Genomic DNA, 13,226 nt, shown 5'->3' on the forward strand with positions numbered 1-13,226 from the left:
TTTATACCTCCGGTGAGATGTATTCACCCTCAATCATTTTCTGTATGAATTCAAGTTTAAGCAGTAACTGCTTCATTTCCTTGACAGTCAAACGCTCAGTATTATGTGAGTTGTAGTCGGTGACTTCGGTAATTTTTGGTTCCCCTTTTTCGACATATTTACTGTAATTTAAACTGCGTTGATCGGCTGGGATGCGATAATAATTACCTTCATTAATTGCATGAACCATTTCTTCACGGCTTAATAAAGCTTCGAATGCTTTCTCTCCATGACGCGTACCTATAATGGAAATAGGGTGATTTGGGACAGATAATAATTCGGTAATTGCTTTGGCAAGGGTACCAATGGTTGCTGCGGGGGCTTTTTGTACAAAAACATCACCATTTTGACCATTTTTAAATGCATATAGGACTAAATCCACAGCATCTTCCAATGTCATCATAAAGCGTGTCATCTCAGGATCAGTAATAGTAAAAGGCTTGCCTTGACGTATTTGATCGACAAATAATGGGATAACCGAACCACGCGATGCCATGACATTGCCATAGCGAGTACAACAGATTGTCGTTGGTGTGCCTTCTAGGTTACGCGATTTTGCGATGATGACTTTTTCCATCATTGCTTTAGAAATGCCCATCGCATTAATTGGGTACACCGCTTTATCTGTGCTAAGACAGACGACGCGTTTTATCTGGTTTTGGATGGCGGCTTCTAAGACATTTGCCGTACCTAAAATATTGGTTTTCACTGCCTCTAACGGATAAAACTCGCATGAAGGCACTTGCTTTAATGCGGCAGCATGATAAATATAGTCAACACCTCGCGAGGCATTTAAAATACTATCGTAGTCACGAACATCGCCAATATAAAATTTTAATTTTGCATCATTATATTTTTTCCGCATGTCATCTTGTTTCTTCTCATCACGCGAAAAAACACGAATTTCTCGAATATCTGTTTCTAAGAAACGTTTGAGTACAGCATTACCAAAAGAACCCGTTCCACCTGTAATTAAAAGTGTTTTATTTTTAAACATAATACTTTCCTCAAATGTAAAGATTAGACTAAATCCAAAAATATATTTTTATTGGCATCTAAGACTTCTTTGCTATTAATAATGCTGTCAGCAAAATTGATACATTTTTGTTTAATAATCTGTCTTTTTTCCACGTTGAGATGATTAAACGCCTGTAAAGCATGAATAAAGCGATCTTTTCTTGCTAAAGGAATATCCCAACCAATGCCTTTATCTTTTAAATTTCGCCAAGGTGTTTGGTCGCTTAATAATATTGGGGTGCCAGAAGAAAGGGCTTCTATAAATACGTGACCGTAATTTTCACCTTGAGTCGGCACGAAAAATAAATCATAGTTTGAAATTGTTTCTTGTACTTTTGTATTTTCAACGATGCCATAATATTTCACTTCAATATGAGAAGGGAGCTTGCTAATTAATGATAAACAAGCGTTCCAATATTTTTTGTCTTCTAATGGTCCATAGATACCTAAGAAAACAGGGAAATCTATTTTTTGTAGTATTTCTAATGCGAAATATAAATTTTTTATTTTTGCTATTCTTGATAAGAAACAAATTCTCAACCTTGATTGATTATTTATTCCCTCTTTGGATGTTGTTAATGAAGAGGGGGTTGATAGATTTCTACATTCAATTATTTTTTTATAAGTGATATTATTTTTGACTAAGAATGTATATATATCATTAATTTCATGCGCACTTGACCCTTGCCAGACAATGTCTTGATCATAGAGCCCAATCCATGATGCGAGTTTTGTAAATATCTCTTTCTTGCATTTTTTGAGAGATAATGCACTTGATGACAATTCCCCACGTGGTGCTAAAACAATGGGTTTACTTGTTTTAAAAAAATGAAATTTATTTAAAAATAACGGGATAATAGTAAATCTAAAATTAAAGAAACTATTAAGGTATAGAACGTCATAGTCAATTTGGTTAACGACTTTTATTAATTCTCTTATCTTAAAATTTGGGTTGATATAATAAATCTTTGTGCCATTTTCATCGGCTGTCCATGTATTTGTTGCAATATTTTTATATGGTGAAGGATCGCCAAGATCTCTATCTAAAGTAATAATATAAAAGTTGATGTCATTTTTAAGGCGTGAGGTTAAATTATAAATCGTTCTAATTGGACCACCACCTTTCACACCAGGCAAGTATAATCCTGTGAAAATCAAAACATTTTTCTTTTCCATTATTTTTTACCTTTGATGTATTTAAATAAACATTTTTCAATAAAGAGTAAAATCAATATTGCCATTGCACCAGTACTAAATCTTGCACCGAAAGAAGCCATGCCTCCCCAAATTAATGTAGGGAGATAAATGAGGGCAACATGGTTAATTGATACGAGTTTATGATTTAAAAACCGATAAAACAAAATGATGAAAACAGAAAATAAAATGATACCAATTAACCAATACTCACTCAGAAAGAAATAGTAATCACCGAAAATAAGCGCAGCGATAGAATGACTATCTGAAAAAATTGTCGTATCCATTTCTTTATCTACATAGAGTCTGCCGAATCCAATAGGTTTATCTGTCCATAGTGCTCTTGGTGTAAAAGCGAAGAACATCAGTTGGATTTGTTCTGATAAGCCAGATAAATCAATTTGATAATAATCTTTTGCAGAAAACATACCATAACTCAATATAAAGGGACCCACAGCTGAATCTTTTAATAATAAATCAAGTGTTAGGCTCTCATTTTCAAATCTAAGTAATGACATTAAGGAGCCAATGATGATTGAAAAAATAAATATAATGCTATTGCCTATTTTAAATCTGGAGAATTTTAACCAATATAATAATGGGAAAATAATATTACCAACGAGAACAAGACGACCAAACCCAGACCAGAAAAATATTGAGTAAATAATGATGTAACCTAGGTATGGTATGCTATATATAAATAAGTCTTTATAGCCAAAGTTATTCATATATCTCAGCATGAATAATAATATTATTGCAGCACCAGCGACGAAAAAAGTTGGATCACCGTTGGTTAAAAATAACATTCCTATTAATGATAAACATAAAAAATAGTATTTTATTTTTTTTAACCTTACATTTTCTCTGATTATTTTTTCTTTTGAAAAATCAGTTTCTTTTGTAAAGTAAAGAAAGAAAAAGAAAAAATAAAAATGAACCATATAAAAGAGATAAAGCGTTTCTTCTTGCCAGCCTAGGTAGAAGAGTATGACATAAGGATAAGCGACAAAGGTGACATATCCTATACCTAATAATTGATGGACTAAATTTTTATTTTCTGTTACCAATAATGTTATTAGTGTAAGAGTTATACTTAATACAAAGAACAGATTTCCTGTTGTTGATATAAACAGTAATGAAAATAAGCTTAATATAAGTATAACGAGATATTTCATATTTTTATTTCTTCTTTATGAGGTTTTTTATAAACGAATAAATAAAACAGAGAAAGTGAAAATATAAGAATGTTATTAATTAACATAATGACTGTACCAGTCATGCTGTCGATTTCTTTTATTAAAGCACAAAGTATGTTTAGCAATAGAAAACCAATTGTTACGAAAATTAACCATACCCATTCTTGATTTTGAGAAATCAAAATATTACCTAATATGTTTGTAGATGAATTTATTCCTGCAATGAATAAGAATAAAGGTATTAATATTGCAGGAATCGTGTATCTACTATAAATCCCTTGAATGATGGGTGATGCAATATATGAAACAAATGTGAGCAATAAAAATAGGGAAAGAATCAACGCAATATTTCTTTTCGCTATGACTAAACTATTTGAATGTGTATGAGAGATAAAATAGTTTAGTAATACTCTAGAAAAAACAGAGGGTAAAAAGAGCGCCAGTGAAAACCATTGTAATCCTATTGAAAAGAGATTGAACTCAAGGGCACTTTCTCTGTTTGAAACTAAAATATATTGACTTACTATCCAAGTATTCGATGCGGCAAAGAGAGAAACAAACATCATGGGTCCCATTGTTTTTAAAATTTCTTTTAAGTGGGCTATTTTTATTTTTACTTTCTCTAAAAGCTGTATGCTCGAAAGATATCGGAGTACGAATACTGTATTAAAGATCAGTTGGACTATCACGCCAGAGATTAATCCTAGTATCGCGTAATCGATATTGTTATTTAAAATTGCTATCACCACCATAATAATGTTTATGCAAAAGAAAAGGAGTGATGTAATACATAATTTTATATATTCTCCTAATCCAATGAGCGCATTGCTTGTATAAATATCCAAACATAAAAAAAGAATAACAAGAGAAAAATAATTTTTATTAAAGTTAATTGATTTAGGAATGATTTGTTCTGATAATAGAGTGAATATTACTCCTCCTAAGATTGCTAGGCTAATATTTATAATCCATAGTGTCATCACGGGTGTTTCTAAATTAAGTTCTTTTTTTAATGAGGAAAAAAATTTATTTGTCGTGATTCCTATTCCCAAGGCAGAATAAATAGATATTGTCGTCGTTGTTAATATGAAATAACTGTAGATTGAGAATTGTTCTTTATCCATTAAGCTTGATATGATCACGGAAGAAAAAATTAAGCTTCCTCGAGATAACATATGGCTTATTGTGAGTAATAGCGTATTTCGTATTAACATAATTTCAGATTCATAATCTAATATTGGCTTGAGATTGATCTAACACATATTTCAGGTCATAAAGGACAAAATTTTCTTTCCCTAATGCTTTAAAATCTTTTTCCGTCATACACTTAAATTGTTGATGTGCAACGGCGATAATAATGGCATCATAGTTATGTGAATGAATCTCTGTGATTGGTGTTAAGCCATATTCTGCTTCTGCTTCGTATTTATCTACCCAAGGATCGTAGATATCAATATCAATGTCGTATTCTTTTAATGAATTAACGAGATCAATAATTTTGGTATTACGTATATCTGGACAATTTTCTTTGAAACTCAAACCCATCACTAAAATCTTAGAATTGACCACGGGAATGTCTTTTTTCACCATTTCTTTAATGAGTTGTGTCGCGACATATTCTCCCATACGGTCATTTAAACGGCGTGCAGCAAGAATGATTTCGGGATGTAAGCCCAGTGACTGTGCTTTGTGTGTTAAATAATAAGGATCTACGCCAATACAGTGCCCGCCTACCAAACCGGGTTTAAAAGGTAAAAAATTCCATTTCGTTCCTGCCGCGTTTAACACATCTTCGGTATCAATCCCCATTTTGTTGAAGATTAAGGCAAGTTCATTAATCAGGGCGATATTGACATCTCGTTGTGTATTTTCAATTACTTTAGCGGCTTCAGCCACTTTGATGCTTGGGGCTTGATGTGTTCCCGCTTTTATAATGAGCTTATAAACGAAGTCGATATAATTGGCGACAAGTGGAGTTGAACCGGATGTAATTTTTAAAATATTCGTAACACGATGTTCTTTATCACCAGGATTAATCCGCTCGGGGCTATAACCGACAAAGAAGTCATGGTTAAATTTCAAACCTGACATTTTTTCAAGTACAGGCACACAAATTTCTTCAGTCGCACCAGGATAAACTGTCGATTCATATACAACGACATCCCCCTTTTTCAATACTTCTGCGATAGTTTCTGAGGCTTTTATTAGGGGTTTAAGATCTGGTTGTTTGTAATGATCGATCGGAGTGGGAACTGTCACAATAAAGAAATTACATTCTTCTAACCCTTTGGTTTGGTTTGTATAACGTAATTTGGAGGCATGTTGTAATTCCTCTCCAGACACTTCTAATGTGTAATCTTTACCTGACGCCAGTGATTTGACACGTTTTTCATTAATATCAAAACCCACCGTAGGGACTTTTTTACCGAATTCCACAGCGATAGGTAGTCCAACGTAACCAAGACCAATGATGCCAATTTTTAATTTTTCAATATTCATATTCTGTCCCTTAAAGAAAAAATAGAAATGAAAATGACAGATGGTATAACTTAATAAACTGCTAACGAGGATATAATGTAATACTTACTTTATTTAATTAAGATTGCTATATTTTTGAAAAAAGACACCGAGTATCTAAATATAATTTAGATAGAGATGTAACAATATTTTTAAAAATTATTTTTTATTTTCTTTGTATTGTTATAAATATGCCTTAAAGTTTTAGTGCTATTTGTGTTAAATAAATGAATTTACATTGTTTATGTGATTTGAGTTTGACTTGATTATAGATCTCGTTTTAAAAAAAGCAAACTAGGTCAAGGTGTGGTTTAATTGAGTTAATGGGTTTTCTAGATAAAAAATGAAGTTTTACTCATAAAACAAAGATAATTTGGATTGTTATGTTTTTTATTGTATGAAATATATAAATAAATATAAAGATGTATCAATATAAGTAAAAAATAATCAGAAAAGATATAAATTAAGAAATAATGTTTACTTTATTTAAATAAACATAAAGTAATTCATTTTGTTGTAATAAAGAGTAAAACACTGTAAATATGTTGCGGAGGGGGGATTAATGAAAGCGAATTTTTTAGATGAACGACGAGAAAAGTAAAATACGTTTTATTCCACTCACGTATTCTAAAATAAAACAGTTAAATAATGCAAGCCTTTTCTTAGAAAAGGAATATTGAAATTTAAAATCCCTTTAGTTTGTATTACGACGCATAAATCTAAAGGGATTTTGTATTGGTTTATTGTCTATTGAACGGTTAGCTCGTCAAGTTAAGCCTCACGCCATGAGAAATAAGTGTTATAAACCCAATGCATATTTCAATGCCTGCTTTTTCAATAGTGTTGCTTTGTTGGCGAGGAATAATGAGGCATTACGTACTATTTTGAGCAGTAAGATATCTTCTTTAAACGTTTTATAAAATACATCCATACCTGTTTGCATTAATAGGTTATCAGGTTTACGTTTACGCTGATAGCGTATAAGTACATCATCACTGGCGAGAGGCTCTTTTTTCTGACTCGCCTGCTGTAGTACTTCAAGCAGAATGTTGACATCTTTAAAACCTAGATTCACACCTTGTCCAGCAAGAGGATTAATGGTATGTGCAGCATCACCTACTAGCACAATACCTTGTTTAAAGTAATCTTGCGCATGGGTTCGAGTCAGCTCAAAGCTATTTGCTGCTTGCACTTTGATTTTTCCTAATCGTGCCGGGAACGCTTGCTCAATTTGCGCCGCTAATTTTTCGCGAGAAAGTTGTTTGAGGGTTTGGATACGTTGTGGGGAATCATACCAAACTAAGCAGGCTTGTTTACCTAATAATGGTAGAAAGGCTCTTGGTCCAGAAGGGAAAAATTGTTGCCAGGTGACATCTTGTTGTTCAAGTTCAGTATCTACGGTAATAAGCAAACAGCTTTGACGATATTGCCAACCACTCGTCCCAATATTAGCAATTTGGCGTAACTGTGAATTCGCCCCATCTGCAGCAATGATAAGAGGGGCTTGGTAAGTTGTACCATTAGCTAGCAAAATTTGCCAATTTTCACCGCACTTTTCGACTTTTTGGATAGTACATCCTACACAAGTTTGGATGTTTTCAATGCTTGAAATTGCCTGCCACAAACCAAGTTGTACAACATTATTTTCTATCATAAAACCCAGCTCAGATAAGTTTAATTCTTGGCTATGGAAAGTGGTACCAAATCCTTCGATCTCCCAGGTTTCTAAGGCGCGATACGGGCAAATACGAGTATTTTCGATATACTGCCAAGCACCTAGTTGTTTTAAGAGATTAACGGAAGCAACACTGATCGCAGAAATGCGAAGATCGTAAGGCGAATTAGGTTGAAACTGTGGGAGTGGGGCGTGTTCGATAAGCTGGACTTGATGTCCTTGTTTACCTAAGCCAAGCGCACAGGCTGCACCAACCATGCCACCGCCAACCACGATCATGTCTTTTTGTATGACGTCCATAGGATTTTCCTTTTCTTTTTGTTACGTATTCTACCGTCAATGAGGGAATTTCAAAAGAAATCTCTTTTTTAGCTAGCCAGCATAGGTTCAAGACTGTAAAATAGTCAGTCACATTTTTATAGGTTAACTGAATTTTTTAAACGATATGACGCAAAAATTACATATTAAAACGTGGGGTTGTCAGATGAATGAATATGATTCATCTAAAATGGCAGATCTCTTAAACAGTACTCACGGCTTAGAGTTAACAGAAATTCCGGAAGAAGCGGATGTGTTATTGTTAAACACTTGCTCAATTCGTGAAAAAGCACAAGAAAAAGTTTTCCATCAATTAGGACGTTGGAAAGAATTAAAGAAACATAAGCCGGGACTCGTTATCGGTGTTGGGGGCTGTGTTGCCTCACAAGAAGGAGAACACATTCGTACTCGTGCTCCTTATGTCGATATTATTTTTGGACCACAAACCTTACATCGTTTACCTGAAATGATCAATCAGATCAGAGGTGGTAAAAGCTCAGTAGTCGATGTCAGTTTTCCAGAAATTGAAAAATTCGACCGTTTACCAGAACCGCGTGCAGAAGGTCCAACTGCTTTCGTATCCATTATGGAAGGCTGTAATAAATATTGCTCATTCTGTGTCGTGCCTTATACGCGTGGTGAAGAAGTCAGTCGTCCAGTGGATGATGTATTATTTGAAATTGCACAGTTGGCAGAGCAAGGCGTGCGTGAAGTGAATTTATTAGGACAAAACGTGAACGCTTATCGTGGTGCAACTCATGATGACGGTATTTGTACTTTTGCGGAATTGTTACGTTTAGTAGCCGCTATTGATGGTATTGACCGTTTACGTTTTACCACCAGTCACCCAATTGAGTTCACTGATGACATTATTGATGTGTACCGTGATACGCCAGAGTTGGTGAGTTTCTTACACTTACCTGTACAAAGTGGTTCTGATCGTGTGTTATCTATGATGAAACGCAATCATACGGCATTAGAATATAAATCGATTATTCGGAAGTTAAGAGCGGTGCGTCCAGAGATTCAAATTAGCTCAGATTTTATTGTCGGTTTCCCGGGCGAAACAGCAGAAGATTTCGAGCAAACCATGAATTTAATTGCACAAGTAAATTTTGATATGAGTTTCAGCTTCATTTATTCAGCACGTCCAGGCACGCCAGCAGCAGATATGCCTGATGATGTGACAGAAGAAGAGAAGAAACAACGTTTATATGTGTTGCAACAACGCATTAACAATCAAGCCGCGCAATTTAGTCGAGCAATGTTAGGCACAGAACAGCGCGTGTTAGTGGAAGGACCCTCGAAAAAAGATTTAATGGAACTCACAGGGCGTACAGAAACTAATCGTATCGTCAATTTTGTGGGCACGCCTGATATGATTGGGAAGTTTGTTGATATCAAGATCACGGATGTGTTTACTAACTCACTGCGTGGTGAAGTCGTTAGAACTGAAGAACAAATGGGACTTCGCGTTGTTCAATCGCCACAAATGGTGATTAATCGTACTCGTAAAGAAGATGAACTCGGCGTGGGACGTTATCACGCGTAGTCGTGCTATCCCTTCAAATATTTAACCGCTCTCGAGTTTCTCAAGAGCGGTTATTTTTTATGAAAAATTTTTGATAAATTGACCGCTCTTTTTATTGCTTCATTTTATGATAGACAGCGTGTTTTCTGTTATTCATCGTATTTCTTTTTATTTCACTTCATTAATAAATTATTAAATTTCAATTGCTTATCAAAATTGTTGTTTTTTGCTTTTTTTCTATTTATAGCATGGTTATTTTTTATACACACATGGCGTATTTCTCCATATTTTTACAAAAAACTGTGACTTCACTCTAACTATTGTTCTCTCGTGCTTTACTCCATTTTATAAGGCGGTTAGTTTAGATCATGTTGTTTTTACAACATATTTTGAGGTTGTTTGAAGGTTGAGCTTATTTTATAGTTGAGGTGATGATGAAAAAATTTAATCCTAGTATATTGGCGTTGTCCATATCAAGTCTGCTACTCACATCCACATTGACCTTTGGTCAAATCCAGCAACAAGATAAAGCACTCTTTGGTGTGAAAGAACATCAAGAAAGCCTACTCTTTCATCAGAGCTTAGTAGAACAAGGTAGTGATAATGTGCCAATTTGGCGCATTCCGTCTTTATTAAGAACAAAAGACGGTGTATTAATTGCCGCCGCAGATAAGCGTTGGCAACACCGTGGTGACTGGGGCGATATTGATACCGCAATCCGAATTAGTCATGATGATGGGAAAACATGGGGAAATATTACAACGATTTTGGATTTGCCATCAAAGAATGGGGAAAAATCCCCATCAGCACCAGATCCTGTAACATTCAACGCGTGGGGAGATAGACAAAATTGTACAACTTACTGTAATTCTGCTTTTTTGATCGATGCTCAGATGGTACAAGATAAACGTAATGGTAGAATTTTTTTAGCAGTTGATATGTTTGCCGATGGAGCAGGTTTTTTTGGTGTAAAAGACAGTGGTAATGGGCGCATTAATATTGATGGTAAACAGTATCCTATTTTAAATGAAAAGCAATCGGGTCAACGTTGGACTCTTCGTGAAAATGGAGAGGTTTTCGATCATGAGAATAAGAAAACATCTTATAGAGTTGTTGTAGAAGGGAATCCAAAATTAAACTTTAAAGATTTGGGAGATATTTATAATGAGAGAAATGAGAAAGTTGGAAATATTTATTTGAAAGATAGGAATACACCATTTTTAGCCATTAATACTGCATATGTTTGGTTAATCCATTCGGATGATAATGGAAAAACTTGGTCAAATCCTATTGATTTAAGTGCACAAGTGAAGAAAGATTGGATGAAGTTTTTTGGTACAGGTCCTGGTGTTGGAATCCAAACAAAGAATGGAAGTTTACTTTTTCCTATTTATTACACTAATCAACATGGTAAGCAATCATCAGCATTGGTTATTAGTAAAGATGGTGGTAAAACTTGGGATTTGGGCGCTAGCCCTAATGATAGCCGTCCAGATTTGTATGGGCAAAACTCTCAAACGCTTCGAACAAATCAGCGTGGACATGAGCTAACAGAATCTCAACTTATCGAGCTTGAGAATGGTGATTTGAAACTTTTTATGCGTAATACAAGTGGAAGAGTGATTATGTCCACATCAAAAGATGGTGGATATACTTGGTTAGATACTCATCAGGTCAGTGAATTAAAACATGGTTATTCTCAACTTTCAGTGATTAAATATTCTAAAAAAATTAATGGAAAAGAATATATTGTTTTTTCAGGGCAATCAGAATCAGGACAAAGTGGAGATTCTTTACGCCGTAATGGGAAACTATTTTTAGGTGAAGTCCAAGAAGATGGTTCTATTGTTTGGAAAACTGATAAGTTAGTACGAGAGATTCAAAGTTCTGGAAAAGCAAATAGAACACATCCAAACGGCTATGTTTACAGCTCAATGGCGGAATTAGGTGATGGCAGTATTGGTTTAGCTTATGAAAATACGACAGACTACACCACAATCATGTATCTCCCTATTGAAATGCAAGAATTTTTCTGGCGTGATGGCAAAATATTCAGTGATATCCGCCAAAAAACACCATTAACTGTTACTTATAACGGTGCAGACTCCCTTGAAAAAATAGGTGATGGTATTGCGATTAAGCAAGGTGTAGGAGAAAGTTTAGGCGGTGTGACAGTCAGTGAAGGGACCTTAGTTTTAGCGCAAAAATCAGAACAAGATAAAAATAAAGCTTTTACAGATGTTACGCTCAATAAAACAGGTATTCTACAAGTTGAATCAGTGCAAAATATTGATACATTAACTGTCAATAATGAAGCATCAGGGCATATTCAACTTAGTGTTTCAGATGAGAGCACACCGATGTTAAATATTGCGAAAGGGGTATCTGGTAAAGAAGTTAAGCTGCATGTCAACTTACAGAAAAAACTCAAACCAAATGATAAAGGTTATTACCATGCCCAAGGAGAAGAACTAATCGCATTTAAGGATAATGGACAAGTCAAATGGCGTTTAGTTAACGATGAACTAAAAGATGGCATGTATGTTTATACTTTGGCTTCAGTGGTTAAACCAAGTGTTTTACGTACAACAAGTCAGCCACATTCACTCTATTTAACAAATAAGTTAATTACAGCAGATGGTAAAGCCGTATCCACGGTGGCTCCATTGAAAGCACCATTAACCGTAAATGCTCGCCCACAAGTGAATCCGGTATTAGCTTCTTATTTAACCGCCAATCTTGCGCTTAATAAAATGAGCGAGCAACTTCAGCAAAGTTTTATGCATGAAACGCGTTTATTGCAAGAAAAAGATCGCAGTATTTTTGTTAAGTATCTTAATGGTAAACAAAAATATGGCTCAAACTTAAGCTTTATTGACTATGGGTATGATTTTAATGCGAGTTATAGCGGTGTGATGTTGGGAGGCAAAGTATGGCAGTCTGAACGTGGTAACCATGCCCTGTATACAGCATTGAATAAAACGTCCTATAAAGTGACGCCGAAAGCTGTAGATGGTGAGACGAAAGCGAAATACCAAAGTTGGGGAGGAAGTATAAATTGGCATAGTAACTTGCCTCACAATCTGATAGTAGATTTATCAGCTGGCTATCAAAAACATAAGGGCGACATTGAACATGCAGGTCATGTGAAAGGTTATACTTTTAATATTGGTGCGGATTTAGGTTATCGCTATCAATGGATGAAAAATGCGTTTATTACACCAATGGTCGGTTTGCATTATTTATATGCCTCGCTTTCAGATGTCAATGACCAAGCGAATAAAGCGTTATTGAAATATAATAATTTCAATGCGTTAAAAACGAATTTAGGTGTTGATGTGAACTATCGAATCGGGAAGTTTGAAGTAAAAGGTCTACTTTCTTACGATATGTATCAACAAAAAACACGTCAATTGTATGTTGATGATGTAGCTTATAAGCAAGGTAAACTGGCTGATACACTTCATTTAAATACACAATTCGTTGCCCATTTAACTCCACGTTTTGCATTTTCAACGGAAGTTGGTTTCCAGCATGCGCGGAATAAAGGACAGTCTTCCTTTGCTGTTGGGGCACATTATCAGTTCTAAGGATTGAGTGCTCATTTAACTTGAGTACCTTTTTAAATAAAAGTAATGAAAATTGAACAGAGATGCGATTTTCATTACTTTTTCTATTTTTAATATCTTAATGTTAAGAAAACGTACCGCACTTTTCATTCTTCAAGATTATTAATGCA

The 13,226-nt window shown here is 34.8% G+C and carries 8 protein-coding genes; 2 read left to right on the top strand and 6 right to left on the bottom strand.

Translation table 11 applies throughout. From position 1 onward, the window contains the following. Position 1: 1 nt before the first annotated feature. From CKV69_RS00765 to CKV69_RS00790, 6 genes are all read right to left on the bottom strand, one after another. Positions 2-1,036, bottom strand: a complete 1,035-nt coding sequence (locus CKV69_RS00765) for a nucleoside-diphosphate sugar epimerase/dehydratase (RefSeq protein ID WP_005723086.1) — start codon at positions 1,034-1,036, stop codon at positions 2-4. Between the two features lie 23 nt (positions 1,037-1,059). Next, on the bottom strand, positions 1,060-2,232 hold the full coding sequence (locus CKV69_RS00770; protein ID WP_014325766.1) for a glycosyltransferase family 4 protein: 1,173 nt from the start codon (positions 2,230-2,232) through the stop codon (positions 1,060-1,062). Further along, entirely contained in the window at positions 2,232-3,425 is a 1,194-nt protein-coding gene (locus CKV69_RS00775) for a hypothetical protein (protein ID WP_014325767.1), read from the bottom strand. The genes CKV69_RS00770 and CKV69_RS00775 overlap by 1 nt, the downstream gene beginning before the upstream one ends. Beyond that, on the bottom strand, positions 3,422-4,660 hold the full coding sequence (locus CKV69_RS00780; protein ID WP_014325768.1) for an MATE family efflux transporter: 1,239 nt from the start codon (positions 4,658-4,660) through the stop codon (positions 3,422-3,424). Before CKV69_RS00780 ends, CKV69_RS00775 begins: the two co-directional genes overlap by 4 nt. Before the next feature lie 10 nt (positions 4,661-4,670). Next, positions 4,671-5,945 (bottom strand): Vi polysaccharide biosynthesis UDP-N-acetylglucosamine C-6 dehydrogenase TviB, encoded by a 1,275-nt coding sequence (tviB, locus tag CKV69_RS00785; RefSeq protein ID WP_016533423.1) that lies wholly within the window; start codon positions 5,943-5,945, stop codon positions 4,671-4,673. A gap of 817 nt (positions 5,946-6,762) precedes the next feature. Then, positions 6,763-7,938 (bottom strand): FAD-dependent monooxygenase, encoded by a 1,176-nt coding sequence (locus CKV69_RS00790; RefSeq protein WP_014325770.1) that lies wholly within the window; start codon positions 7,936-7,938, stop codon positions 6,763-6,765. A 145-nt stretch (positions 7,939-8,083) separates the two neighbouring features. On the opposite strand from CKV69_RS00790, the gene miaB reads away from it, so the two are divergent. Further along, entirely contained in the window at positions 8,084-9,508 is a 1,425-nt protein-coding gene (gene miaB, locus CKV69_RS00795; RefSeq protein WP_005717221.1) for a tRNA (N6-isopentenyl adenosine(37)-C2)-methylthiotransferase MiaB, read from the top strand. Positions 9,509-9,921: 413 nt separating this feature from the next. Further along, positions 9,922-13,077 (top strand): exo-alpha-sialidase, encoded by a 3,156-nt coding sequence (locus CKV69_RS00800; RefSeq protein WP_014325771.1) that lies wholly within the window; start codon positions 9,922-9,924, stop codon positions 13,075-13,077. Positions 13,078-13,226 lie beyond the last annotated feature (149 nt).

Origin of the sequence: Pasteurella multocida (assembly GCF_900187275.1) — a bacterium.
Taxonomy (GTDB): domain Bacteria; phylum Pseudomonadota; class Gammaproteobacteria; order Enterobacterales; family Pasteurellaceae; genus Pasteurella; species Pasteurella multocida.